At 67.3% G+C, this 25,433-nt stretch carries 21 protein-coding genes; 19 read left to right on the forward strand and 2 right to left on the reverse strand.

The features are described from left to right. Positions 1-57: 57 nt before the first annotated feature. The 9 genes from JOF56_RS25990 to JOF56_RS26030 all read left to right on the forward strand — a co-directional run bounded on the left by JOF56_RS25990 (position 58) and on the right by JOF56_RS26030 (position 10,199). Positions 58-1,089, forward strand: coding sequence for a SagB family peptide dehydrogenase (locus tag JOF56_RS25990; RefSeq protein ID WP_209642121.1), 1,032 nt, complete (start codon positions 58-60; stop codon positions 1,087-1,089). A 40-nt stretch (positions 1,090-1,129) separates the two neighbouring features. Continuing rightward, entirely contained in the window at positions 1,130-2,398 is a 1,269-nt protein-coding gene (locus JOF56_RS25995; RefSeq protein ID WP_209642122.1) for an MFS transporter, read from the forward strand. Positions 2,399-2,479: 81 nt separating this feature from the next. Beyond that, a complete protein-coding gene (locus JOF56_RS26000) occupies positions 2,480-3,670 on the forward strand; it encodes a GGDEF domain-containing protein (RefSeq protein ID WP_209642123.1) in 1,191 nt (396 codons plus the stop codon). Then, positions 3,667-4,842 (forward strand): GGDEF domain-containing protein, encoded by a 1,176-nt coding sequence (locus JOF56_RS26005; protein WP_209642124.1) that lies wholly within the window; start codon positions 3,667-3,669, stop codon positions 4,840-4,842. Before JOF56_RS26000 ends, JOF56_RS26005 begins: the two co-directional genes overlap by 4 nt. Before the next feature lie 112 nt (positions 4,843-4,954). Then, positions 4,955-5,602, forward strand: coding sequence for a LuxR C-terminal-related transcriptional regulator (locus tag JOF56_RS60215; protein WP_209642125.1), 648 nt, complete (start codon positions 4,955-4,957; stop codon positions 5,600-5,602). Beyond that, positions 5,599-7,821 (forward strand): sensor histidine kinase, encoded by a 2,223-nt coding sequence (locus tag JOF56_RS26015; protein WP_209642126.1) that lies wholly within the window; start codon positions 5,599-5,601, stop codon positions 7,819-7,821. Before JOF56_RS60215 ends, JOF56_RS26015 begins: the two co-directional genes overlap by 4 nt. Before the next feature lie 157 nt (positions 7,822-7,978). Beyond that, positions 7,979-9,040 carry a hypothetical protein gene (locus tag JOF56_RS26020; RefSeq protein ID WP_209642127.1) on the forward strand — a complete coding sequence of 354 codons (1,062 nt, stop codon included), beginning with the start codon at positions 7,979-7,981 and terminating at the stop codon, positions 9,038-9,040. Then, complete coding sequence (locus tag JOF56_RS26025) at positions 9,037-9,636, forward strand: restriction endonuclease (protein ID WP_209642128.1); 600 nt, start codon at positions 9,037-9,039, stop codon at positions 9,634-9,636. The genes JOF56_RS26020 and JOF56_RS26025 overlap by 4 nt, the downstream gene beginning before the upstream one ends. Before the next feature lie 8 nt (positions 9,637-9,644). Then, the gene (locus JOF56_RS26030; protein ID WP_209642129.1) at positions 9,645-10,199 is read left to right on the forward strand and encodes a response regulator; all 555 of its coding nucleotides are present in this window, start codon (positions 9,645-9,647) and stop codon (positions 10,197-10,199) included. Between the two features lie 20 nt (positions 10,200-10,219). On the opposite strand, the gene JOF56_RS26035 is transcribed toward JOF56_RS26030, so the two are convergent. Continuing rightward, positions 10,220-10,816 carry a hypothetical protein gene (locus tag JOF56_RS26035; RefSeq protein ID WP_209642130.1) on the reverse strand — a complete coding sequence of 199 codons (597 nt, stop codon included), beginning with the start codon at positions 10,814-10,816 and terminating at the stop codon, positions 10,220-10,222. Positions 10,817-11,049: 233 nt separating this feature from the next. Here JOF56_RS26035 and JOF56_RS26040 point away from each other — a divergent pair, with 233 nt between their 5' ends. From JOF56_RS26040 to JOF56_RS26085, 10 genes are all read left to right on the forward strand, one after another. Next, entirely contained in the window at positions 11,050-12,726 is a 1,677-nt protein-coding gene (locus JOF56_RS26040) for a phospholipid carrier-dependent glycosyltransferase (protein WP_245378402.1), read from the forward strand. 91 nt (positions 12,727-12,817) lie between these two features. Then, positions 12,818-14,236 carry a WGR domain-containing protein gene (locus JOF56_RS26045; RefSeq protein ID WP_209642132.1) on the forward strand — a complete coding sequence of 473 codons (1,419 nt, stop codon included), beginning with the start codon at positions 12,818-12,820 and terminating at the stop codon, positions 14,234-14,236. A 139-nt stretch (positions 14,237-14,375) separates the two neighbouring features. Beyond that, the gene (locus JOF56_RS26050) at positions 14,376-15,707 is read left to right on the forward strand and encodes a sigma 54-interacting transcriptional regulator (protein WP_209642133.1); all 1,332 of its coding nucleotides are present in this window, start codon (positions 14,376-14,378) and stop codon (positions 15,705-15,707) included. 287 nt (positions 15,708-15,994) lie between these two features. Beyond that, positions 15,995-16,942, forward strand: a complete 948-nt coding sequence (locus JOF56_RS26055; protein ID WP_209642134.1) for an RNA polymerase factor sigma-54 — start codon at positions 15,995-15,997, stop codon at positions 16,940-16,942. A gap of 126 nt (positions 16,943-17,068) precedes the next feature. Beyond that, a complete protein-coding gene (locus JOF56_RS26060; RefSeq protein ID WP_209642135.1) occupies positions 17,069-17,872 on the forward strand; it encodes a hypothetical protein in 804 nt (267 codons plus the stop codon). 21 nt (positions 17,873-17,893) lie between these two features. Next, on the forward strand, positions 17,894-18,706 hold the full coding sequence (locus JOF56_RS26065; RefSeq protein ID WP_209642136.1) for a hypothetical protein: 813 nt from the start codon (positions 17,894-17,896) through the stop codon (positions 18,704-18,706). Positions 18,707-18,725: 19 nt separating this feature from the next. Further along, the gene (locus JOF56_RS26070; protein WP_209642137.1) at positions 18,726-20,003 is read left to right on the forward strand and encodes a hypothetical protein; all 1,278 of its coding nucleotides are present in this window, start codon (positions 18,726-18,728) and stop codon (positions 20,001-20,003) included. A gap of 1 nt (position 20,004) precedes the next feature. Beyond that, positions 20,005-21,780, forward strand: a complete 1,776-nt coding sequence (locus JOF56_RS26075) for a hypothetical protein (RefSeq protein ID WP_209642138.1) — start codon at positions 20,005-20,007, stop codon at positions 21,778-21,780. Further along, positions 21,777-22,817 (forward strand): aminotransferase class I/II-fold pyridoxal phosphate-dependent enzyme, encoded by a 1,041-nt coding sequence (locus JOF56_RS26080; protein WP_209642139.1) that lies wholly within the window; start codon positions 21,777-21,779, stop codon positions 22,815-22,817. The genes JOF56_RS26075 and JOF56_RS26080 overlap by 4 nt, the downstream gene beginning before the upstream one ends. Then, positions 22,817-24,127 carry a M20/M25/M40 family metallo-hydrolase gene (locus JOF56_RS26085; RefSeq protein ID WP_209642140.1) on the forward strand — a complete coding sequence of 437 codons (1,311 nt, stop codon included), beginning with the start codon at positions 22,817-22,819 and terminating at the stop codon, positions 24,125-24,127. The genes JOF56_RS26080 and JOF56_RS26085 overlap by 1 nt, the downstream gene beginning before the upstream one ends. On the opposite strand, the gene JOF56_RS26090 is transcribed toward JOF56_RS26085, so the two are convergent. Further along, positions 24,102-25,328 (reverse strand): cytochrome P450, encoded by a 1,227-nt coding sequence (locus JOF56_RS26090; RefSeq protein WP_209642141.1) that lies wholly within the window; start codon positions 25,326-25,328, stop codon positions 24,102-24,104. The two genes, JOF56_RS26085 and JOF56_RS26090, sit on opposite strands and share 26 nt — an antisense overlap. Between the last annotated feature and the right edge of the window lie 105 nt (positions 25,329-25,433).

A 25,433-nucleotide genomic window follows, 5' to 3' on the forward strand; every position in this document is an offset into this window, starting at 1 on the left:
CCGGCTGACCAGCACGTGGATGATCCAAGACTGCGCATTTCGTCATATGGTGCGTTGTTGTGGCACGCCGATCAGCTGATCTGGCATGACACTCTCGCCCATCGGCGTTTCGCCATCGGCGAGGACGCTGACCCCGTGCTGCGCTGTTTCACCACCTGGCAACCGCTGAGCACGGTACGCAAGTACGCCCACGACGACGACCACGCCAGGTCTCTGGTCGCGATCACAGAGCGGTTGCGCGCGGCCAGCATCCTCATCACGTGGGAGTCGGAACGCCATCGCGCGGAGGACGCCCATGAGGCGGCATGGCATCGCTGGGGCCGGCTTGCCGCCCTGTTCCACACCGAGACACGCAATCTCCGCGATCAGCCGTTCATCACGACCGAGGCCGATCAGGAGCGGCTGCGCGATCGCCTCGACCACGAGCCGCCGCCACCCGTCAGCCGGCAGCTCCCGACAACACGCCGTGTCCCGCTGGCGGGGGCCGACACGACGGCGCTGGCCCGGTCCGGTTTCCTGGATGTCCTTTCCCATCGCCGAAGTACCCGCAAGTTCAGCGGCGAAGGCGTGTCGTTCGAGGCGATCAGCGCTCTGTTGCGGTTGGGTGGCGGGATCACGGGACTCGACGAACCGACCCAGACCGCCTTCAAGACCTCCGCTTCCGGCGGAGGCAGGCACCCCACGGAGATCTACGTCCACGCGCACCGCGTCAACGGCCTTGAGCCGGGGTTGTACCACCTGAACACCGCACGCGACGAACTTGAGCTTGTCGGGCCGCCGCAGACGCCGGACGCCCTCGTGGAACTGCTTGGCGACCAGGACTGGGTCGCCGACAGCGATTGCCTGGTGTTCTTCACCTGTGTGCTCGCCCGGAGCATGTGGAAGTACTCCACACCGCGCACATATCGCATGCTGCATCTGGACGTCGGCCACCTCAGCCAGACCTTCTACCTGCTGGCTTCCGCGCTGGGGCTGGGAATGACCTTCACCGCGGCCATCCGGGACGAGCGATTGGAAGACTTCCTGGGGATTGACGCCGCACGCGAGTTGGTGATGGGCTGTTCTGTGATTGGAGCGGCACAGGTATGACCACAGGTGAACACGTAGAGTAGTCGAAAGGGGGCGCTGGGTGTCGGGGGAGCGCCAGACAGGCGAGCGCGTCACCTACGCGGAGATTTTCGCCGAACGTGAGTTCCGGGCGCTGTTCATCAGCCGGGCGCTGTCCACGGTCGGCGACTACCTCGCACGCGCGGCCCTGACCATCGCGGTGTTCGTCGACACCGGGTCCGCGGCGCTCATGGGCATCACGTTCGCCCTGTCCACGCTGCCGGACCTGATCGGCGGCCCGGTACTCGCCGGACTCGCGGACCGTTTCCCGCGCCGCGCCGTCATGGTCACCGCGGACCTCGGACGGGCGCTGCTCCTGCTGGTCATGGCGATCCCCGGGATGCCGCTGGGTGGGTTGTGGGCCTTGCTCTTCGCGATCCGGCTACTGGACTCACCGTTCAACAGCGCCTACATCTCCACCATGTCCGTTGTCCTGCCAGGCAAGAAGCTGGTGCGAGGGTCCGCGGTCACGCAGCTGGTCAACCACATCGCCTACACAATCGGTTACGGCCTCGGCGGTGTGGTCGTCGGGGTAACCGGGTTGTCGCTGGTCCTGGTGTTCAACTCCGCCACCTTTGTCCTATCAGGACTCGTGATCCTGCTGGGTGTGCTCGCCCGCCCGGCGACCGCAAGCACTGATTCCCCGCCGACTCTGCTCGGTTCGGCCCGCACCGCGACCCGCTACATCGTCGGCCACCCGCGGCTGCGGTTGATCATGTTGTTCCCGTTCGCCATCGCCACCACGCTCGCGTGCGAGACGCTCGCGGCACCGTACGCGGCGCAGATCAGTCACGGGCCTGCCGTCGCCGGGCTGCTGATGGGCGCTGGCCCCGCCGGCATCGTCATCGGGCTCTGGTTGCTGCCCATGCTCATCTCAGACCAACGGGCCCGGCATCTCGTGGTCCTGTCGGTGGTCAGCTGTGCCCCGCTGGCGCTGTTCCTCGCGGTGCCCGGGGTGGCGATGGCATGCGTGCTTATTGTGGTTTCGGGAATAGCCCTGTACTACTGGATCCCGCTCGCCGCCGAGTTCACGCAGACCGTCCCGGACAGTATGCGCGGACAGGCAGTTGGACTGCTCACCACGACGATGCGTGTCACCCAGGGCATCGCCATCCTGGTATTCGGGCTGGCCGCGCAGAATTCGCCGTCATCCGCGGTGATAGGGGTGTCTGGGGTGACAGGCACGGTCCTGGTGATTGGCCTGGCTGTCGCGTGGCTGTCGGTGAGCCGGTCCGTGCAGGTCAGGGCGGTACCTGGGGGCGCGAGGAAGCCTGGCGAAGCGGTCCAGTGACCAGATGACTGATGGCGATCGCCGTGTCGCTGTCCGTCATGTGTCCGTGAACTGTCCGTGCTCGTCGGCAACCTATGTGTCATGCGCACAGGGGGAATCGCCACAGCAATCGATCTCAGTCCACCAGGTCGGTGGAGCCACGTACACGTCGTTGCCGTCCTGACGGGAATCCTGGTGCCGGCGCTCGTGCTGGCACCCGCGATCTCGTGGCTGACGGCACTTGTGTTCGCGCTCTGCGGGCTCGTCCACGCGGAGCTGGCCCGTCACCGGGCCCTGGACACGCCGGGCGTGCCCACCGCGGCGGTGTGGATCATTGGTGCGGTACTGGTCTTGCCTCTCGCCGCGGTCTTGGTTGTGGCGGTTGTGTTGCATGCACACGAGCTGTTGCGCGGTGCTCGTGATGTCGGTCGCGTTCTGGCCAGTGTCGGCGGCGCGACGCTCGCGTGGCTCGTGTGGCCGTCTCCGGCGGACGTCATGAGCACTCCTGCCGTACTCGTGGCGGGCCTTGCCGGATTGGCCTATCTCGTTATGGCCGATGGGCCCGCGCTACTGGGGGTAGTGCGTCGGCCCATCCTTGCCGTACACCCCGCGGAGGCAGGGCCCGGGGTGTACGGCAACCTTTTCGCACGCGCGGCCCTTGGGGTGCTCCTGGGACTGTTCGCGCACTTCTCCGTCTTCGTCGTTCCCTTCATCCTGTTGCCAGCGGCCTACCTGCAACGAGCCATGCGCGGCCGCGCGTTGCACCACGCCGCGGCGCACGATGCGAAAACCCAGCTGTGGAACCACGCGGCCTGGCAGACGCTCAGCACCGCGGCGCTCGCCAGTCACCGCGCCCGTGCGCGTTCGGCGGTGCTCATGGTCGACTTGGACCACTTCAAGCGCCTCAACGACACCTACGGCCACCAGGCCGGCGACGATGTCCTCACCAGCGTGGCGCACGTGCTGCAAACCACCACTCGCCGGGGCGACATCGTCGCCCGCTTCGGCGGCGAGGAGTTCAGCATCCTGCTCCCGGGTGTCACCGAGCACGAGGCGAACGAGGCCGCGGAACGCATCCGCCACCGGATCGAAGCGCTGGACGTGACCACTACGAACCTCCACGGTCAGCCCACGACGATCAGCGGCGTCACCGCCTCCATCGGCGTCGCCACGACACACCACACTGAAGCCGGCGTCGATGACCTGCTCGTGAAAGCCGACCGCTTCCTCTATGAGGCAAAGGAACTCGGCCGCAACCGCGTGTGCGGCCCGGCACTGGCGGCCGCCGCATGACCCCCGTATGGCGTCTCGCCGGACTCCTGCCGCCCGTCGGTGTCGCAGTGTTCGCCGCCATCGAGGTGCCGACTGCGGCGATCGACTGGGTACGTGCCTGCGTGATCCTGGCGGCGGCGATCGTCACCACTGAACTCGTGCGCCGGACACAAACCGTCCGCCGCAACGAGTTCACCATGACATCGGTCTGGTCAGTCGCGGCTGCGGTCTCGGTGCACCTCACACTGGCCCTCGCCCTCGTGCTGGCCGTGTGCGCCTACCGCTACCTGCGCGGGAACCACGAATTCACAATCGCTTGGCCACTCGTCGCCGCCCACTTCGCAGCCTCATCTGGCGCGTGGGCGATACCGACCCTGCAGGCCAACACAACCCGGGTGGTCGCCGTAGCCGCAGCGGCGGCCACCCACCTCATCGTCAACTACGCGCTCGCCACGATCGGGCGCGTCCTACGCGACCGCCGCGTCTCCCGCACATCATTCGGTCACATCGCGGACATCGGACTCGACGCGGCACTGCTGACTGTCGGTGCCGTCACCGGCGTACTCATGACCGGTACGCCCGTCGTAGTGCTGGCCACCATCCCGGTCGTCGTCATGCTCTACAGCGCCGCCACGACCAAGCAACTCGAGGGCACCGCCTTCGTCGACCAGAAAACAGGACTGGCCAACGCAGCGTCGTGGCAGGCGTACGCCGAACGCGTCATCGCCGACGTGGCACAGGATCGCCGTGAGGTCGGCATTCTGATGGTCGACTTGGACAAGTTCAAGCGCCTCAACGACACCTACGGCCACCGCGCCGGCGACGACGTCCTCGCCGCCGTGGGGGAGTGCCTGAAATCCAACCTGCGCCAAGCAGATCTCGGCGGACGCTTCGGCGGCGAGGAGTTCACCGTGCTCCTCCCCGAAACCAACGTCGTCGACACAATCGCCATAGCCGAACGCATCCGCACCGCAATCGCAGCACTGCACATCACCACCGTCGACAAGAACGGCGTCCAGACCGTGATCAGCGACGTCACAGCATCCATCGGCGCCGCGACCTACCCCCACCACGGCGCCACGGTCCAGGACTGCCTGCGCGTCGCCGACAACTACGTCTACCAAGCCAAACACCAAGGCCGAAACACCGTTGCCGGAATCAGCACCGAGAACATCGTGTCCATCCGCGCGTAGTACCTGCCGGTCGGCAGCGCATCGAAATCGTAACGGCCGGCTGGTTCGGTAACCCGCCTCACGGGTTCACCGATGCCTTTCACACAAGCAGTGTCGAGAGGGGAAAACGCCGGTGATCACGATTGTGGCGGTGGACGATCACCCGATGCTTCTGAAAGGCCTGCAGGCATGTCTTGACGATATCGGCGACCTGGAATTGACCGCGGTCTATCCGTCGGTCTCCGCGCTGGTGGACTCGTGCGTCCGGGCCTCGGTGGTACTGCTGGACATTCTTCTGCCCGGCGAACCGGATGTCGCGGACAACATTCGCCGGATTCGCGAGTCCGGTGCCCAGGTCGTGCTCTACACCTCCGAGTCACGCCCTGGCATCCTGCGGGAGGCCGTCGACTGCGGTGCCCTGGGCCTGGTGCTGAAGGGCGACCCGGAGGAGCGGATCATCGAGGCGGTCCGGGCCGCGGCCGCGGGAGAACATTTCGTCTCCAGCCAGCTCGCCTATTCCATGATCACCGATCCGCGCGCCGATGTGCGGCTGACCGCCCGTGAGCGCGAAGTACTCACACTTGTCGCGAAAGGACTGCCGCGCAGACTGATCGCCAAACAGCTGGGGATCAGTGAGAACACCCTGCCGACCTACCTGACTCGCGCGAGCCAGCGTTACGCCGACGCTCACCATCCGGCCGCCAGTCCCAGCGAGTTGGCGGCGTTCGCATTGCAGGACGGCTACATCGAATTGTCGTCCGAGCGCCGCCCGATGCCGTGACCGGACCGCTTTCGACCGGCACTTACCAGCAGAGCGTCGAACGCGGGATGCAGCGCTCGTTCGCCATTCTCGTGGTACTTCTGCTGATTTCCGGTACGGGATCGGTTCTGTCACCGGCGGCCGGTGCGCCGGCGCCGGTGGTGGTGATGTCCATTGTCTTCGCGGGATTTCTGCTGGTGATCGCGGTCCGCAGCTGGCAGGCCCGGCTCACCGCCCACGACGGCACCGTCGCGTCGATCGTGGCGACAGCGAACACTCTTGCCTACCTTGTGCTGGGCCAGGAGGCACTCCCGATGGCCACGAGGTCCAACTCCCTCGTGGTCGCCACGTTGCTCGTGGCCGGGTTCCACCAGCGACGGCGTGCGTGGCTCATCTGCTCCGGTCTCGCGGCTGTGCACTTCTGGGTCTCGTTGAGCGTCGACGGGCCGATGGGCGCTGTGGAAAGCCTGTGGCCGCTCATCGCCGCGCCGGTGGCGGCCGCAGTCGTCACCCGAGTGCTCCGCAGTGCCTCGCTGCGCGCCGACCAGTCCGAGCAAGCCCTGCAAGCCGCCAAGGTCCGGGCGGCCGACGCGGTCGCCCGGCGAGCCGCCCACCGGCATTTCCAGCGAACCCTGCATGACGACGTGGCGTCAGCCCTGCGTGCCGTGGCCACGACCGGTCTGGACATCGCCGAGGTACGGCAGGCCTGTTCGGTGGCGGTCACCAGGGCGACCGAGTCGCCGGCCGAACCGGCGGACGGGACCGCCGAGCTGTGGGCCGGCTTGGCGGATCTGCCGATCCCGGCAGGCACCCAGCGGGTCATGGCCCGAGGCGACGCGATCAGGATCCCGGCGGACGTCGCGAAAGCGGTCGTGGCAGCGGCCCGGCAGGCTTTGGCCAACGTCGAGCGGCACGCGCGGGCCAAGACCGTGACGATCAGCGTCGAGGGCGACGAGAAGGGGTTCGTCGTTCGGGTACGCGACGATGGCATCGGCTTCCGGCCGCAGGACGTCAAGCAGACCTCGGTGGGTCTGCGCGATTCGGTGAACCAGCGGCTGGCGGATGTCGGTGGCATGGCCGAAGTCGACACCGCGCCAGGCAAGGGAACCACGATCGCGCTCAGATGGGCACCGACCGCAGCCGGCTTGCCGGCTTCCGACGTAGATCGTCACCTGCGGCGCGGTCTGCGTGCGGCACTCGACGACATCCGCCCGCCGTTGGCCGCGGTGTGCCTGCCCTACCTGCTCAGCATGGTCATCCCAGTGGTCCGGCACTTGCACGCCACGCCGTTGATGCCGTGGGTGGCCGGCTGGTACGGCTCGTTGATCGTCGGGACGACACTGCTGATCCTCGCGGCTCACCGGCCGGTGATCAGGTGGGCGGCCCCGCTCGCGGCTGTGTGGACGGTTGCCGGTGCGGTGTGGGCGTTGCAAGTGATTCCGGCGGACAGTTTGACGAACTACGCGTCATGGCCGATCGGCGCGATCGGGCCGATGCTCGTCGTCCTGGTCACGGTGCAGCCGCCGTGGATCGCCGTCGGGGCGCTGCTGATCCAGGAGATCGTGCTGAACGCCATGGTGGTCGACGGCTCGTTCGTGGTCGAGTCCTATTTGGATGTTCTGCCGGCGGCGGTGTCCTCGTTGCTGTGTCTCGCGATGGGCTTTGTCATCATCAGCACCATCGCGCGGCTCGGTGACGTCGTCCTGGCCGCGAACGCGGGGCGGACGAGGATAGCGGTGACCGCTGCTGCCCGGGACGGGCGAATGTCCTTGCACGCGAGGAGGATCGCGGACATCGGGCAGGAGATCCTGCCGTTCCTGCGGGGCATCGCGACTGGCGGCCCGATCGACGATGCCGTGCGGGAGCGCGCCAGGCTGCTTGAATGGACGGCTCGCGACGAGCTGCATATCCCTGGTGTGCTCGACTTGCCGGCGCGCAAGCGGTTGGAGAATGCCCGTCGCGCCGGCTGTGTGGTGACGATCCAGGCCGATACGGACACGTTCAACCCGCCGCAGGCGGTGCGGACGTTGCTGGACTCGGCGTTGTCGACCGAATCCGCGCCACAGGAGGTCATCCTGAGCCTGCACCCGGCCGGAGACGAGGTGCTGATCAGCCTGGTGTGCCTGCCGGGTGACGCCGTCCGGTCCGCTGTGCTGCGCGCGGCATTGCCCGCGTCCGCGAAGGTGGACGACGACGATGCGGACGCCACGTGCGTCGAGCTTTCCGTGCCCGCGGAGTGATGTCCTGGTTTTCGCGGACAGCGCGAGCATCCTCCTGCTTGCCACCATTGACATGCCGGGCAGAGAGCCCGGCCACGATGATCGAAGGTGGCAGACAATGAGCTCGCTACGCGAAACATTCAATAACCCCCTCCGTGTGCCGCGTGTGGTGATGTACGTGACCCTCACCGACGCGCGGTCGATCAAGAAATCCGGTGGGGAGGTGAACTGGCTGCCGACCATGGGCTGGTTCTTCGACCAGGTCGGCGATGCGGTGCGGGAACACGGAGGGACGGTGAACAAGTACCTCAACGACAGTGTCGTGGCGACGTTCCCGATGGACAAGGCGGCTGAGGCGATCAACTCGGCGATCCTGATCCAGGAGCGGATCAGCGAGGCGCACCGTGACAACACCTACCGTTGCAACTGCGCCATCGGGATCGCGACCGGCCGCGTCGTGGAGTTTACCAATGGCATCTACACCGACTACATCGGTGGCAGTGTGGACACTTCGGAGCGGTTGTCCGACGGGGCGAACGCCGGCGCCATCTTCGTCGACGAGTCCACTCGCAACGCGTCGAACATGATGACCGTGTTCTCCCACTACGGAAACGCCGTGAGTCGCGAGGGCGGCCAGTACCTGGCGAAGGTGGAGGAGCTGCCGACCGGCTGGGACGCCGAACGGATCCGCTACCACGAAATCCTGTGGGCGGCGCAGCCGTACGGTGTCCGGTCCAGCACGGTGACCGAGATCAGCGTCCAGAACAACACTTCCGTGCCGTCGGCCGAGAGGCGTCGCCCCACGCAACCGCCTTGGCAGCGCGGAATTCTCTCCAGCTGGAACGACGATCGTGACTACGGGTTCGTCAGGGGCAGCGATGGCGGGAGCTACTACCTGCACCGTGACAGCACCTGCGCGGGCATGCCGTCGATCCGTACTGGTGACACCGTGTTCTTCGTCGCCGAACCTTCGCACCAGGAAGGACGCAGCCCGCGAGCGACGTGTGCGGTGTCGTCCGGTGCGGAGCTGACCGTCCGCGTAGACAGGGTGTGCTCCGCGTTCGGGTTCAGCCGGGTGTCCGACGGCCAGGGCGCGGTGCGGGACTTGTTCTTGGACCTCGGTCCCGGTGCCCAGGACCGGTACCACATCGGTCAGCACGTGCAGATCAGGTTGTCGCACAACGCCAAGGGCCCGGTCGGCATGATCCTGGCCGACGAGATCGAAGCCCTCTCGGCATGAACGTCGGATCGGCAGCAGGCGGTGGCCGCTTCGCGATGGTCTCGACCATCGCGGGCGGCGCCGCCGTCGTCAGCCTCGGTGCCTTCCTGACCGGTTACCTCCAGGCGATGGCCCTCGAGCTGGGCTCCGCTGTCCTCCTGCTCGCTCCGCTGCTCATGATCGAGCGGCTGCTGGGTGTGCGGATCGGGCAAGGCGTCCAGGACGGGGTCGCGGAGGCGTTGAACGGGACGGCCTCCAGCCCGGACAGCGATGACGCACAACAGGTCCGGGACTCGTTGCTCAGACGGCTTTCCGGGGACTGGAACCTGGTCCGCGCGATGAAAGGGCCGTTCGACTTCGTCGCCGAGGGGCACGGCGAACGGGTCGCGATCGCCGTGCGGCACACGTCCTTCCCACTGGACTCAGCAACGGTCTCGCGGCTGCACACCGAGGCCAGACGGCGTGAGATACCCAAACTGGTTGTTGTCACCCTGACCGAGCCGACCGACCTCGCGCGGGTGCTGGCCCGCCGGACACCCGGGCTGCGCCTGGTCACCGACCTGGACCTCGGATCGGACAAGGACATCAGTGCCGCACTTGGGCTGGCCGGCCGATGAGGTGCGCCGTGGCTGCCGTCGACGACCACCCGGTGGCCCTGCACAACCTGAGGCAGATGCTGCAAGAGTCACCGCACAACATCGAACTGGTCGCGTCGGCCGGTAGCGTCGCGGCGCTGCTGGCCGGACCAGGCCGGCATGCCGACGTGGTGTTGCTCGACCTGCTGCTGCCGGAAGAACCGGATGTGGTGGCCAACATCGGCCGGCTCCAGGCGGCCGGCCCACGGGTCGTCATCTTCACGTCCGACTCCCGGCCTGCGGTGGTCCGGTCCGCGATCGAAGCCGGGGCACTGGCGCTGGTGCTCAAAGGCGATCCGGAGTCACGGATGACAGAGGCCATCCTGACGGCACAAACCGGCGAGTTCTCCGTCTCCAGCCGATTGGCGCACGCGATCGTGACCGACCCAGCCGTGGCAACCCGGCTGTCAGCCGACGAACAGGAAGTACTGACAATGGTCGCGCACGGCCTGCCACACAAGCTCATCGCCAGACGCCTCGGCATCGCCGCGGACATGATCACGCCGCACCTGCGCCGGATCGTCCGCGGCTACGCGCGGAGATGAGACGCAAACCCTGGCTCGGGTCAAGGGGCCTGGTCGACGGCGAATGTGCGCCGGACGGTGTAGTTGAGGCGTTTCGGAGTCTTGGCGTGATGGATGAACACCCTGGCAAGCAGTCGGCTGAACGGCCCGACTGGGATGTGGTACTCGAACGCGCCCCACACGTGGATCAGAACCGCTTCGCCGGGTATCGCGAGTGGCTTGCGGTACATCTGCGTGACGCCTGGCTGTATGAAGGCGCGCGGCCAATTGGGCGCGAACAGGAAAGCGCCGTTGCCAAGAATCGGTTGAAATGCCGGTCCGGGTGACGCCTGCGGCTGGACGAGATGACCGAAGGCCGGTTCGATGCCGTCCCGGCTCACCCCGGCCCCGTCGTCGGCCGAGTACCGGACTCGCCCCTGGACATTGACGACATGACCGACTCCAGGGCCGACGTTCCTGACGGTCAGCACGATGTCACCGACCTTACGCACGGCGTCCATCCGCAGCAGGATGAAGTCGACATCGAACTCGATACACGGATAGATGGCCCGTCGAAGCACGAATTGCACATATCCGCCGACAAGTGCGGTCACGGTCGCGACCGCGGCAATAACTGGGCCAAGCTCGTTCCATCGCATCACATACCCGCCCTTGTGCCGCGAGCGGCATTCAGGCCCAGACCTGTTCGGCCGGCGTTCTGACGCAACGATGTCGCGCGGAGAACAGCCGGCGTTACCTTTCCCAGCTTGACGTGCGCAAACGGGACGGAGGCCAGCTGATCGTGTACTGACTTGGCGTAGGTCCTCAACTAAACCGCGGGGTAAGCCGTCACCTGATGGCGAGCTTGTTTCCTCACGGAAGGACCTCCCGGTTGTTGCTCTCCACGAGCCGGCTAAGCAGCACGACCTCGGATGACGCGCGTTCGCCGGGCCGGTCGGACTGGCTGCGGCGGCATCGGCGGTGGTTGTTCGCGCTCGTGGTCGTCGTGCTGCTCGCCCAGATGGCGATCGCGATGATCACGACGGCTGTGCAGCAGACCCCGACCATCGACGAGCCGGTCTACGTGGGCACGGCAGTGGTCTACCTGGAGCAACACAGCCTGCGGTACAACCCGGAGCATCCACCGCTGGGCAAGCTGATCATCGCGGCCGGGCTGGCCTTCGCCGACGCGCACCTCGACCCGGCTTTCGTGGGCGACCAGACGCAGCTCGGGCGGCATGTGCTCTACGAGTCAGGCAACGATCCGGGGCGGCTGATGCTGCTGGCACGGCTGCCGATGATCGTGCTCACGCTGCTGTTCGGGCTGGTCGTCTTCATGTTCGCCCGTGATCTGGTCGGTCCGGTCGGTGGGTTGGTGGCGCTCGCGCTGTACACGTTCTCGCCTGACCTCATCGCGCACGGATCGCTGGCCACGCTCGACGTGCCCGCGGCCGGTTTCCTGCTGACGACGGCCTGGCTGCTGTGGCGGGCCCGGCGCCGCCCGGCTCTGTACCTGCCCCTCGCCGGGCTTGCCCTCGGCGCGGCCCTGGCCACGAAAATGAGCACGCTGGCCGCGGTTCCGGTGCTGCTGCTTCTGGTCGTGCTGTCCGTGCGTACGCGTGACCTTGGCCCGGACAGGGCTGCCCGGATCCTTAAACTTGGAGCGGCGGCGGCTGGGGTGGCGCTGATCGCGGTCGCCGTGGTGTGGGTCTCCTACCTTGTCGTCGACCTGCGGCTGCGCTGGGAGACGCCGTCGAGCCTGCCGGCTGCCCATGGCCTGCGCACGCTTGTCGACTGGCTGCCGTTCCCCGAGCCCTACCGCGACGGGATGCGCGTCCAGTTCGCCATCGAGGACGGCGGATGGGGAGGCTTCCTGTTCGGCCGGCACTACCTCGGTTCGCTGTGGTACTACCTACCGGCCGCGCTGCTGGTGAAGACACCGCTGGGCATGCTGGTGCTCTGGCTGGCCGGTGCCGCCGTGACGGTCGCGGTCCCCCGGTTGCGTCCCGCGGCCCTCTACATACTCGCCCCCACAGTAATTCTGCTGGCCGCGGCCATGACCAGCGAACGCAACCTCGGCGTCCGGTACGCGATCTTCATCCCGATGTTTCTAGCGGTCGCAGTAGCCGGCGTGGTCGCCGTACGCCGGCGCTGGGCCCACATCGCCACCGTGGTCCTGGTCATCTTCGCCGCAGTCAGCTCGCTTCGAACATTCCCGTACTACCTGCCCTACTCCAACGAAGCATTCGGCGGACCGGCAGAAACCCATCTGCGCCTGCACGACTCGAACGTCGACTGGGGCCAGGACCTGGGCCGCCTGGCAGACCATCTGAAGCAGCGTTACCCCAACGAGCAGATCTGGCTCATCTACAAGGGCAGCGGCGTGCCATCCCACTACGGAATCAACGCCGCCGACCCCCTCAAAGTGCCCCCGGACCAGGTCCGCGGACTGCTCGTGATCTCGGATTCCTCGATCGCCAAGGCCAACGACAGCCTGAAGGCGTTGATCGCCGCCGGCATACCGATCGACGAGGTCGGCCACTCCATCACCATCTACCGCCGCCCATAGCCGAACAGGCCAGGCTCGGCCGCACCGAAATTGTCAGACCCCCTCGCTAACGTCATCTCCATTGGGTTTCCGGGTCTGGAGGGGGATGACGATGACTGCTACCACGACTTACTTGGAGCTGTCGGAGGCTAGCGCGCACAAGTTCTACGAGGTGTGCGTGCAAGGGGCGACTGTCACCATCAGCTATGGGCGCATCGGTGAGACCGGCACGATCCGTACGACGACATATCCCGACGTTGCCAAGGCCGCGCAGACGGCGAAGAAGAAGATCGACGAGAAGGTCCGGAAAGGCTATGCACCGGCAGTGAAAGGAGTGCGCCAGCGCCGCCCTGTTACTCGCCGCCAGATCACCAGTACCCGTTCCACCGCTCTTCAGGCGCCTGTGTTGTGGCGCTTCAACTCCGGTGGGCCGGCGTTCGGCATTTTCATCGGTGCGGACGAGGCCTGGGTGGGCAACGAAAACGGTGATGTCTATACCGTCACTCACGACGGCACGGTCACCGGTCGGTTCGGCTTACCGGATGGTGTGAAGTGCATCGTGGCCGACGACTACTGGATCTATGCGGGATGCGACGACGGCCGCGTGTACGACCTGGGCGGCAAAGTCCCGCGCGTGGCCTACGAGATCGCCAGCGACGTCGACATCTACTGGCTGGACATCCATGACGGCGTTCTCGGTGTCTCCGACCGTGAAGGCGGTATCACCACGGTCGACCACGAGGACGAGTTCAAGTGGTCGCGTCGCAGCACTGGCGACGGCGCGTGGATGGTCCGCTGTGCCGACGAAGGCGTGTTCCACGGGCACTCGCGTGGTGTCACGCACTACGCGTCTCGTAGCGGGGATCCGTTGTGGCATACCAACACTGTTGGCGGTGTGCTGTTCGGTTGGCAGGAGACCACTGAGGTGTTCGCGGGTACGGCCAACGGCTGGGTACACCGCCTGGCCAAGTCCACCGGTGCCGAGATCGCCCGCTACCGCTGCGACGCCGCGGTGTTCTCCTGCGCCACCTCGCCCGGGGGTGAGTACGTGTTCGCGGGCGACAACCACTCGTCGGTCTACTGTTTCGCCGCAGACGGCACCCGGCTGTGGAAGCTGGCCACGGGTTGCGGTTCCGCGTTCTCGATGCAGTACCGCGACGAGCGTCTCTACGTCGTCACCACTGATGGTTCGTTGGCATGTATCGACGCCAGTGCGGCCGCCATCCACGGTGCCGAACAGGGCGCTGTCCCGCAGCCACGCGACATCAAGGCCGACGGCTGGCGCCGCGTCGAGGCCTCCGCTGTTGTGGAAACCGTTGCCGTGTCCGGAAACGGTGTTGTCGTCGAGTGTGTGCAGGAGGCGGGCCGGTTGCGCGTGCACGTGGTGTCCGACGGGTATGACCGGACGCGGGCCGTGCAGTTCCCGAAGGACATTCGTGTGCCTGGTGCGCGATACGTCGTGGCTGAGATCCACACTTCGGTGAATGGTGGTTTCTACCGGGCACGCGGGGAGATCAAACGCCTGCTTTGAGACGACTCAGCCAATTGGTTCCCGAACTGCGGCACATAGTGGTGAGTCGCTAACGAAACCGGGCCGGTTCCGGACTATCGGGTAAGGGGTGTCTATAGCTCATCAGTCCACTTCGGGGGGTGGAATGGATCATCACGAAATGCGGGCGTGGCTTCTCGCGCCCGGTGATCCGTCGCGTTGGAAAGTAGCGAGCGACGTTCTCGGATCGCGTGGCCTTGATGTCGTCGCGGAAGCGAGCGGCGATTGTCCCGGTGTTCTGATCACGCGTGCCTGCGGACGTCTGCCCGGAATGATCGCGGAATTGTCGGACAACGGACGCGTTCGCGTGGTCGTGGTCGTCGTCGGGGAACCGGTGGCCGATCCGTGGGAACTGCTCGGCGCCGGGGCGTCCGACGTGCTGCCGTGGAGCACCAACGGAGTCGAGACGATGCACACGGTGGCGGCGCGGATCCAGCGGTGGTTCCAAGTGGACCGGCTGGCCAGGGCGGGCCCGGTCACCAGCAGGATGGTCGGGCGGAGCCCGGCCTGGATGTCGGCGCTGCGGTGGCTGGTGGAGGTCGCCCGGTACTCCGATGCCTCGGTGCTCGTGGCGGGGGAGAGCGGTACCGGCAAGGAGCTCGCCGCCCGGCTGATCCACGCGCTGGATCCGCAGCGCGCCAAGGGAAAGTTCGTTGTCGTCGACTGCACCACGATCATGGAGTCGCTGTCCGGCCCGGAGTTGTTCGGGCACGAGCGTGGTGCTTTCACCGGCGCCCACATCGCGCGGCGCGGGGCGTTCGGTGAAGCTGACGGTGGTGTGCTGTTCCTCGACGAGATCGGCGAGCTGCCACCGTCACTGCAACCGGAGCTGCTGCGTGTCCTGCAGGAACGTGCGTTCAAGGCCATCGGCTCCCAGAAATGGGAGCGCACGGACTTCCGGCTCGTCTGCGCCACCAACCAGGACCTAAGCGCCTTGGAGAGAGCCGGGCGGTTCCGGCGCGACCTGCTTTTCCGGCTGTCGGCGGCGACCGTGCGCCTGCCGTCGCTGCGGGAACGGATCGACGACATCCCCTTGCTCGCCAGGCACTTCCTCAGACAGCTGGTGGCCGATCCCACGCCCGGCCTGGATCCGGCGGTCGAGCGGTTCCTGCTGTCGCGGGCGTATCCGGGCAATGTCCGGGAGTTGCGTCAGCTCGTCACCCAGATCGCGATCCGGCACGTCGGCGGGCCGCTGATCACGGCGGGCATGCTGCCGGACGAGGAGCGAGTCGCCGAGTTGTGCCCCGCGCCTCGCACGGAAGGGCTGGCCGAGTCCGTGCGCCAAGCCCTGGAGGACGGGCTGGACCTGCGCACGCTGAAGTCCACGGTCGCCGATCTCGCGGTCAGCACGGCGTTGACCGCGACGGGCGGCAACGTGATCCAGGCAGCCAAACGGCTCGGCGTGACCGCTCGTGCGGTCCAGCTGCGCCGTGCCGGCGAACAAACCCGGTGACGCTGGAATTCGTTCCCCGGCTGGAAATCCGCGCACAGGCCAGCGTCTCGGCAATGGTGTCGGCGACCGTCCTGGCGATGCCCACGCTGCAACTCCACGAAAGCATGCTCACGGAGGCACAACGCAATCCGGCCTTGCTGGTCCGGCAACGACCGGTCTGCCATCGGTGCCTCCGTGCTCTCGTTGCCGGATCGTGTCCCCGCTGCGGCGGTTCGTCCGCACGTTCTCAGACCGCCGAACCGGTTGCCTCGGTTTCGGCATGGGAACAATTGCGCAGTGATGCCTTGATGATCGCTCCGCGAGGCTTGGCAGACGTGGTCACTTGGGTGCTGACCGCGTTGGACGACCGGGGATTGCTGCCCGCTGAAGCCAGAGACGTCTTACAGGCCAATGGAGTCGAGCCGGACAGGCTTGCCCTTGCGGTGCAGGTGCTGCGCGAGGTGGGCCCACCGGGAATAGCCGCCGTGGATCCAGCCGAGAGCCTGGTCGTGCAACTCGAGTCGGCGCCGCTGGACGCCACCCAGCGTGCGCTGGCCCGGCGGTTGCTGACTGTCCACGCCGGACTGATCGCGGACGGGGATCTCGCGCGAGCGGCGGAACTCGAAGGCTGTGCGGCAGACGTGATCGAGTCCATGCTCGTGCGCCTGCGACGGCTGCTGCGTCCCTATCCCGGCCTCGGCGAACCCGGCTTCGACCCGGCTCCGCCGGCACCGCCAGATCTGATCTTCGAGCCGGACGGCGACCGGGTGCGGGCCCGGGTCACCGAGCGGGAGACTCTGGACCTGGGCCTGGATCCGGGTTATGCCGAAGTCGCGCGGACAGGACCGGCCACGGTTCGCGCCCAGCTCAGGGATGCCGGAGCCACGATCCGCCGCGTGCACCGCCGCTGGTCGATGTTGCAAGGCCTCGGCGACCTGCTCGCCGACCACCACGCGGACCAGTTGCTCGCCGGGTCGCTCGCCTTCCGGTCGTTGACGCAGGCCCAGGCGGCGCAACGGCTCACGGTGCACGAATCGACCATCAGCCGTGCGGTCGCGCATCGGTGTGCACGACTGGTGAGCGGGGAAGTCGTGCCATTGCGCCGGATGTTCGGCGCCAACCACGACGCACGCGCGGCAGTGGCCGAGCTCTCCGCCATCTTGCCCCGCCCGTCCGACCGCATGATCGCCGAGCTGCTTGCCGAGCGCGGAATCGTGGTCAGCCGTCGCGCCGTCAACAAGTACCGGCGAAGCTGACTTCCCTCCCAGGGCGAAGCACGCTTCGCCGGCCGGTCCACCTAACCCCAGGTCGGCGCCTCGTACGCGGGTGGCACGGAACTTGCATCTGTTGCCAGTAGAGCCACGACCCAGTGGAGGCGACGAATGCACGACATCGATCAGGTCCAGCTCGAGGAGTCAGGACCCCCGTTCGCATTGCGCGAGCAGGAATACGAAGAGTTCGAGGACGAAGAGGAGGTCCTCGAGTTCGAGGACGAGAGCGCGGCCTACGAGTCGGTTCTCGACGAGAACACCGAGACGGAACTGGCCGCGGAGTTCCTGGAGGTGTCCAGCGAGCAGGAGCTGGAGCACTTCCTCGGCAACCTGCTCAAGACCGTCACCGGCGCGGCCAAGGACTTCGCCCGCAGCCGGGAGGGGCGCCAGATCGGCGGCATCCTCAAGAAGGCGGCCGGGCGGGTCCTGCCGGTCGTCGGCCGGGCTGCGGGCCAGGCCGCGGGGGCCGGGCTGTCCCGGCTGACCGGCGGCAACCGGGCCCGCTACCGCAAGGCGGGCGGGCAGCTGGGGGCGGCCGCCGGGCGTGCGGCCAAACGCTATTTCGGACTCGAGCTGGAGGGCATCAGCGCGGAGGACCAGGAGTTCGAGATGGCCCGCCAGTTCGTCCGGTTCGGCGCCAAGGCGATCGGCAACACCCTCGACCGGATGGGCACCGCACCGGCACCCCAGGTCGCCAGGCAGGCGGCCGTGTCAGCGGCCGAACAGTTCGCCCCCGGCCTGCTCACTGACGACATCCTGCAGTCCGCACGGACCACGCGATCCGCACCGGCGGCCGCCGGCCGCACCGGCGGTGCTCACGCCCGCGGCAACGGCTGTGTGTGCGGCGGCAAGACCGGTGCCCGCAGCGGCCGCTGGGAGACCCGCGGCGACACGATCGTCCTTTTCCGGAGCTAACCCCATCTGAAAGGAAATCCTGTGACCACAACGATGACCGAGTTCGAGGACTACCTGGAGTTCGAGGACGAGTCCTACGAGCAGAACGGCGAGCTGGAGTTCGAGGACGAGTCGGAGTACGAGGACTACGTCAGCGGGATGCTGAACTCCGCGCTCGGCGGCGGCGAGGTGGCCGGGCCACTGTCGGAGCAGGAGGAGCTGGAGTTCGCCAACCAGCTGCTCGAGGTCACCAACGAGCAGGAGCTGGAGCAGTTCATCGGCAACGTGTTCCGCAAGGCGGTCAGGGGCGTGCGCAGCTTCGCGCGGTCCTCCGCGGGCCGGGCGCTGGGTGGGGCGTTGAAGAGCGTGGCCCGCAAGGCACTGCCGGTGGTCGGCGGGGCCATCGGGTCCTGGGTGGCGCCGGGCATCGGGACCGCCATTGGTACCAGGCTCGGTTCCATGGCGAGCAGGTTGTTCGAGTTCGAGAACGAGAGTGCCGTCCAGGAGCTGGAGCTCGAGATGGCCCGCCGGGTGGTCCGGATCGGTGCGGCGGCGGCTCGTAACGTTGCCGCGGCCGGCCGGAGCGCGGATCCCCGTCAGGCCGCCCATCGTGCACTGATCGCCGCGACCCGCAGGCACGCACCGGCTGCGCTCCCACGCAGGCGCGGCCGCCGTCGGCCGTACCCGGGACGCCACCGCATGCGTCCGCGCTTCGGCTACGGCGTCGCCGCTTACCCGTATCACGTGGACGTGCCGACCAACGGCGCTGAGCCTGATGACGGTCACGACGACCAAGAGATGAGCACCGGCAAATGGGTCCGGCGCGGTCGTAGCATCGTCATCCACGGCGTCTGAGCCGATGACGAGCCAGCCCATGGCCGATGTCCCGGCGGGTGACTTCCTGGCCGACGAGATGCGCGCCATGCTCACCCGCGTCGACCGGCTCAAGCCGTTCGTCCTGCAGGAGACCATGCTGCCCGCCGCGGTGCTGCTGCCCCGCACACTGGTCGCGATCGAGGCTCTGCTGCTGGGCGAACGGGCGAAGCTGCATGGGCTGGGCCAGTCCTATCTGCGTTGGCTCGCCGGACCGGGGCGGTCGGCGCCTGCCGCCGAACAGCAACGCAGATTCGCCACGATCAGGTTGCGGTTCAACGAGCATCTGGCTCAGCTCGACCTGTTCGCCGACGCGATCACCCAGCGGTCGGAGCACGAGACCGGTCTGTGGCTGTCCGGATTGGACGTCGCGGCCAGTGACGCGCTCCGGCTCGACAACGGCGCGGGCGTCGAGGAGGTGCCGATCATCTGCTACCTGGACCGTGGCCCGGGCGCGGCCATCCGCCGGGCCAGGACCCGGTTGCCGGGCGGGGTGGCCAATCCGGTCGCGGTCGTCCGGATCCCCAGGGAACGGATGGTCGGTCACGGCATCGCCTCCTCGCTCGTGCACGAGGTCGGCCACCAGGGCGCCGCACTGCTGGACCTGGTGGCCTGTCTGCGGGCCGAACTCCGCGGCCGGTCACAGTCCACAGGGGACGCGTGGCACTGCTGGGCGGCGTGGATCTCCGAGATCGTCGCGGACTTCTGGTCGGTGGCCAGGCTGGGCATCGGCTCGACGCTCGGCCTGATCGGCGTGGTCAGCCTGCCCAGGCCGTTCGTCTTCCGCTTCACCCTGGATGATCCGCATCCGTTCCCGTGGATCAGGGTGCTGGTGTCGGCGGGGATCGGCGACCGGCTGTACCCGGATCCACAATGGACGCGGCTGGCCCGGTTGTGGCGGGAGCTGTATCCCCCGGCCGGGGCCGCGCCCGGGGTGGCCGAGGTGATCGACCGGCTGGAACCGACCATCCCGGAGCTGGCCGATCTCATCGCCACCCACACGCCGGAAAAGCTGAACGGCATGACTCTGCAGGACGCACTGGCTCACCGCAGCAGGAGCCCGGACGCATTGCGGAGGCTGTACAGCACGAGTGCCCGGCAGCCCGCGCGGCTGCGGCCGATGCTCCGATTCGCCATGCTCGGCCAGGCCAGATGGGATCGACGGCTGGCCGCCGGGCAGGAGAGCCGGGTGGTCGGCCGGATGCTCACCGGCTGGGCCGCGCGCTCAACCCTGCGGATGGCCATGTCCACCTCAAGCGCTATCACTGAAAGGCACTGAAATGCCTCCTGCACAACGAAAGCCCGCAACACCGAAGTCCGACGGCGCGAGGAGCGAGAGCACCGAGGCCGAGGTGGAGAAGGCGTTGGTCACCACGGACGACTCCGTTTCCGTACAGGACTTCCCGAACCAGCCGGCCGGGCCGGACGGGTCGCTCATCGGGCCGGGGCTCAACGAGGACATCGACGACCCGAATACGGATCCGCCGCTGCCTCCCCAGACGCCGCCACCCGGCCCGATCCCCGAGGTCCGGCTGGCCCGGCCGGCCGCCGGGCCGACCCCGGACCAGAATCTGTGGACACTGATCCGCAACCGGACGAACGCGATCTCCTTCAACAACTACAACCGGTACATCAACGAGGTGCTGCGCCCGAACGCCGAGGCCACGGACTCACTGTCGAGGACGATCCGGCGGCAGGTGAAGGACCTCGCGTTCCTTGGGCTGGACGGCTTCGAGGTGCTGCGTGCCGCGACTCAGTTCTTCCTGATGCACGAGGTGGGCCTGATCGTCGAGGACTACTACACCGAGCCTCTCACAGCCGAGTACCTGCAGAAACGCTACGACTACGTGACTGGGACCGCTGGGTACGAGAGCGAAAGGCGGCGGCGCAACGGCGTCCCGCTGTCGGCTTCCTGGCTCGCTGACATGCGCAACGACTACCTCCAGCGGCTCGGCGCCACAGCTGAGCCGAAGGTGCTGCCGTACCTGAAGCTGATCATGGATCGGCTCAGCGACCTGCCGCTCAAGGAGCCCGGCGAGGTCGGTGCGGCGACCAACCCGGTCCAGGACGAGAACTTCAGTTACGGCGTGCTGCCGTCCAGGCTGGTCGGCCCGCTCGGCCTTGAGCTGATCTGGTCGTACTGGATGGAGGAGGGCATGCTTGTGCAGGCGCACAACGCGGTGACCAACCGGTTCCAGAACCAGCGCACGGTCCGGACCGGGCACGATCCACTGGCCCGGATGGAGATCGACCCGCTGCGCCGGCTGAACAACGTGCTGTGGGGCTGGATCCAGAACCGGCCGTTCCTGTTGTCGGTGCGCCGCAGGGCTTTCGAGTACGACCACCATTACGGTGTCACACTTCTGGGCACAGCGGTCGGCGACGTCGACGGCGTCGACAGCCGGTCGCAGTTCATCTCGGCGTTCCACAACCTGCTGCACCAGTGCACGATCTTCTACCAGCAGGACGACGACCTCACCATGCAGGCCGACGGGTTCCCGCTGCTGAACGCCTTGCGGGAGACGCAACTGGTGGTCACCGCGGGCGCGCACAACCAGTACGGCGACCTGCCGTGGACCGCCAGGGTCGAGATGCTCATGCAGATGTGGATGTTCGCCCGCCCGGAGATGCGGGAGTTCCTCGGCGGCCGCGTCATGGTGCCGTACAAGGAGCCGTGGATGGATCGGGTGGACGCGGTCAAGTCCATGATGGGATGGACGGACGTGAACGTGACCCACTTCCGTGACCTGGGCACGTTCGGCGAGCAGATCGTGCTGTCGATCCGGTACGGCAGCTGGGCCACCGAGATCGAACCGGAGTCCGCGGTGAACTGGGCCCGGTACTGGCGCCCGGAGATCCAGGGATACGTGCACGCCTACCGCGCAGCGACCGGAGCCGACCTGCGTTCTACTGTGGACACGTCGATGCCAGGCCGGTTGCTGGAACAGCGGCTCGCCGAACGGAACTCCGCCGTGCAACAACGCACAGCGCCCACTGTCGGACGCAGCACACGCGTTCCGGAGGTGGCGCCCCGTACCGTTCACGAACACACGTGAACAGCGTCGGTGTCGATTTCACGGTCGATTTCAGGTCGAGCAACTACCTGGATTACCGGCACGGCCACGACCAGCTACGGCCGTGGGGACGGCTGACCACCGGCCTGCCCCCGGCCCTGGGGGAGTTCAGACGGTCCAGGCGCCTGGCAGCGGAGCTGGCCAGGCGCACGGGCCGGCCGGCAGGTGTGCTGGAAACCTCGACGCTGCACGCGTTCGTGGACGGCTGGGCGGCACTGACCGCCCGGCCGACCGCCGCGCTCATCGACGAGGCCTCCTACCCCATCGGCCGGATCGGGTTGCGTGCCAGCGGTCTCGTCGCGACAGCCGTCCGCCACTTCGATCCGATCCATGTGTCCGAGGTGGTACGCAGATTGCCGTCGGGACGGCGACCGGTGTTGCTTGTGGACGGTATGTGCCCGGGTTGTGGCCGGCTCGCCCCGCTCGACGAACTCGCGACTGTGCTGGCTCAACGCCGTGGCGTGATTCTGGTGGATGAAACACAGGCCTTGGGAGTCGGCGCCACGGCATCGCTGGGGATGCCGTCGTCGGCGCCGATCATCGCGGTGGCGTCAACCGCGAAGGGGTACGGCGTACCACTTGCCGTGTTGGCAGGTCCGTCTTCGTTGGTGTCCCACGTTCGGCGCTCGGCACCGAGCCGGTTGCACAGCAGTGGCCCGTCGGCGGCCGCGGAGGCGGCGCTGGCCCGTGCGTTGGCCGCTGACCAGGCCGAAGGCGAGCAGCGCAGACAGGTCTTGGCCGACCTGATCGCGCTGTTCCGCTCGGGGTTGCGTCAATGCCGCCTGCCGATGGCCGACGGTGGCCGGTGGCCCATGCAGACCGTTCCGGTACCGGCGGCTTCCTGCTCTTTCGTCCATGCTTCCCTGCTGCGAAACGGAGTTCGTACCGTGGCTGTCAACCGTCGGTGCCGCGCCGGGCTTGGCATCGCGTTCCTGCTCAATGCCGGGCACACATCCGCCGACATCTCTCGCGCTGTTGACGCGCTCGCGCAAGCGTTTTCTGAGCTGTGGGCGGCGTGATGACCGGTCTCGCCGACGACTTGGCAGCGCTGCAACGACTGCCGACGGTAAGTGCGGACGACAGCTGCTCACCTGCTCTGCGCCAGGCCGAGATATGGCTGAGTGACCGGCTCGCCTCCCTTGGCGCGCAACGAATCCTGATGCCTGGTCCAGTCGTGGCTGCAGAACGCAAAGGAGACCCGGCAGCCCCTACCGTGCTGATTTATGGTCACTACGACGTTGTCCCCGCTGGGCCACGGGACCGCTGGGCCAGGCCGCCGTACGCGGCGGTCCGGACCGGCCGGACACTCTGGGGACGCGGCGCCAGCGACGACAAAGGACCAGTTGTGGCCGGGTTGTACGCGGTGGAGAAGCTGACCGCTCCGGGTCGGCGGGTCACCCTGAAGTTCCTCTACGACGGCGAAGAGGAAATCGGCAGCCCAACACTGTCCCGCCTGTCAAGACGCCTGCACGGCTGGCTTTCCGATGTGGACGCTGTGCTGATCTGCGACACCGAGGCCACAGAGACAGGAAGGCCGACACTGACCTGTTCGCTGCGCGGAGGCCTCACTCTCGACCTGACGGCCACTGGGAGCGGCCGCACACTGCACGCGGGCCGTTATGGCGGAGCCGTGCCCAATCCAGCACAAGCACTGGCGATGGTGATCGCGTCGCTCCACAAACACGACGGCACAGTTGCCGTTCCAGGATTCTACGAAGGCGTTCGGCTGCCGGCGTCGATCGTGACAGCCGATCACGAGGCCAGGCTCGCCCCCGTGGCCACGTCAGGCTGGGGCGAACCCTGCCGCACCGCGACCGAACGCGTCACGACCCGTCCGGCAATCGTGGTCACCAGCTTGCGTACAAGCCCAGCCCCCTGGCACGCCATCCCGGCGAAGGCAACCGCCAGAATCAACATCAGACTGGTCCCCGGCCAGCAACCGGAACGGATAACGGGCCTGCTCATCACCCATCTGACAGCCAACCGCCCGCCAGGCATCCAGCTACGCCTCGACCCTCTCATCCAAACCGGGCCATGGCAGCTCACCGACGTGCGGCACCCAGCCATCCAGGCAGCACGCGCGGCCGTAAAAGCGACCTGGGGAAGCGAACCCGCCCTTGTCCGAAGTGGAGGGTCCATCGCGGCCGTGCCGTTACTGGCCAGGCTGACGCCCCAGGCCGCCCTGCTTTTGCTGGGCTTCACCCTCCCCAGCGACCACGCGCACAGCGTGAACGAGCACGTCGACCTCACCCGGCTGGCACGCGCCGCGAACACCCTGGCCGGCCTTGTCGACAGCCTGGGTGCTACGAGGCCGTTTGTGTCCACGTGACCGGCAGTTCGTGGACGCCGTAGATGTTCATGTCAGTCCTGAGTTTCACCTCGGCGGCGGGGACAGCGAGCTTGAGGGTCGGGAAACGGCGCAGCAATCCGTCGAAACCGGCGCGCATCTCGATGCGGGCCAGTTGCTGGCCGAGGCATTGGTGGATGCCGTGGCCGAAGGAGACGTGACCGCGAGCCTGGCGGCGCACGTCCAGGGTGCTGGGGTTCTCGAACCGCTGGGGGTCGTGGTTGGCGGCCAGCAGCGCGACCACCACGGTCGATCCCTTGGGGATCGTTTCGCCGCCGAGTTCGAGATCCTCGGTGGCGTAGCGGTAGAAGACGTCGGCAACCGACAGGTAGCGCAGGAGTTCCTCGACGGCACCGGGCATCAGGTCCTTCTCGGCGCGCAGTGCGGCCAGCTGCTCGGGGTGCTCCAGCAGCGCGAAGGTACCCAGCGCCAGCATGTTGGCGGTGGTCTCGTGGCCGGCGAGCAGCAGCAGGAAGGCGACGCCGGTCAGCTCCTCGATGGTGAGGTCCTCCTGGGCGGCCAGGTCGGACAGGATGTCCTCGCCGGGCTGGGCGCGTTTGGCCATGACCAGTTCGGCGAGGTACGTGGTCAGGGCGCCGACCACGGTGATCTTCTCCTCCAGCGGCAGGTCCCTGGTCATGAATCGGGTGGAGTTGGTCTGGAAGGTCTCCCGGTCCTCGTACGGGACGCCGAGCAGTTCGCAGATCACCAGCGAGGGCACCGGCAGTGCGAACTCCTTGACCAGGTCGACCGGTGGGGTCAGGCGTGCCAGCTCGTCCAGCTGCCGCTCGACGATGTCCATGATGTGCTCTTCGAGCATTTTCATGCGTTTGACGGTGAACGCGCCGATGAGCCGTTTCCGCAGGCGGGTGTGGTCCGGCGGATCCATCGAGACGAACACGCCGGGCATCTGCGGGGACGGCTCGACGGGGGTGGGCATGCCTGGGGTCTCGTAGGGCACGTGGACGACGCCGATGTCCAGGCGGGAGCTGAACCGGGTGTCGGCCAGGACCTGGCGGACGGCGTCGTGGCCGGTGACGAGCCAGCCCTCGTGACCGTCCGGGAACACCAGGGGGCTGACCGGGCGGGCCTCGCGCAGCCGGGTGAGCTGGCTGGACGGGTCGAAAGGGCTCACATCGCGTTGCATGGGAAGGCCGTGTGGGACGGGAACCGTCTGAGTCACCGGATTTCCTTTCGGTGGTGGTTGTGACGACCACGTTCGCCGACCGTCCTGACATGGGCCTGACACGGCTCAGACACCCAGGTTTCGGGCCGCTTTGCGGGCTTA

Origin of the sequence: Kibdelosporangium banguiense (assembly GCF_017876405.1) — a bacterium.
In the GTDB taxonomy this organism is placed as follows: Bacteria; Actinomycetota; Actinomycetes; order Mycobacteriales; family Pseudonocardiaceae; genus Kibdelosporangium; species Kibdelosporangium banguiense.

What these genes read in the sequence shown, in the direction of transcription:
- JOF56_RS26000 (WP_209642123.1), top strand. Translation starts at nt 2,480, where the DNA reads ATGCGCACAGGGGGAATCGCCACAGCAATCGATCTCAGTCCACCAGGT.
- JOF56_RS26085 (WP_209642140.1), top strand. Translation starts at nt 22,817, where the DNA reads ATGACCGGTCTCGCCGACGACTTGGCAGCGCTGCAACGACTGCCGACG.
- JOF56_RS26055 (WP_209642134.1), top strand. Translation starts at nt 15,995, where the DNA reads ATGATCGCTCCGCGAGGCTTGGCAGACGTGGTCACTTGGGTGCTGACC.
- JOF56_RS26045 (WP_209642132.1), top strand. Translation starts at nt 12,818, where the DNA reads ATGACTGCTACCACGACTTACTTGGAGCTGTCGGAGGCTAGCGCGCAC.
- JOF56_RS26070 (WP_209642137.1), top strand. Translation starts at nt 18,726, where the DNA reads ATGGCCGATGTCCCGGCGGGTGACTTCCTGGCCGACGAGATGCGCGCC.
- JOF56_RS26075 (WP_209642138.1), top strand. Translation starts at nt 20,005, where the DNA reads ATGCCTCCTGCACAACGAAAGCCCGCAACACCGAAGTCCGACGGCGCG.
- JOF56_RS26005 (WP_209642124.1), top strand. Translation starts at nt 3,667, where the DNA reads ATGACCCCCGTATGGCGTCTCGCCGGACTCCTGCCGCCCGTCGGTGTC.
- JOF56_RS26025 (WP_209642128.1), top strand. Translation starts at nt 9,037, where the DNA reads ATGAACGTCGGATCGGCAGCAGGCGGTGGCCGCTTCGCGATGGTCTCG.
- JOF56_RS26035 (WP_209642130.1), bottom strand. Translation starts at nt 10,816, where the DNA reads ATGCGATGGAACGAGCTTGGCCCAGTTATTGCCGCGGTCGCGACCGTG.
- JOF56_RS26050 (WP_209642133.1), top strand. Translation starts at nt 14,376, where the DNA reads ATGCGGGCGTGGCTTCTCGCGCCCGGTGATCCGTCGCGTTGGAAAGTA.
- JOF56_RS26060 (WP_209642135.1), top strand. Translation starts at nt 17,069, where the DNA reads ATGCACGACATCGATCAGGTCCAGCTCGAGGAGTCAGGACCCCCGTTC.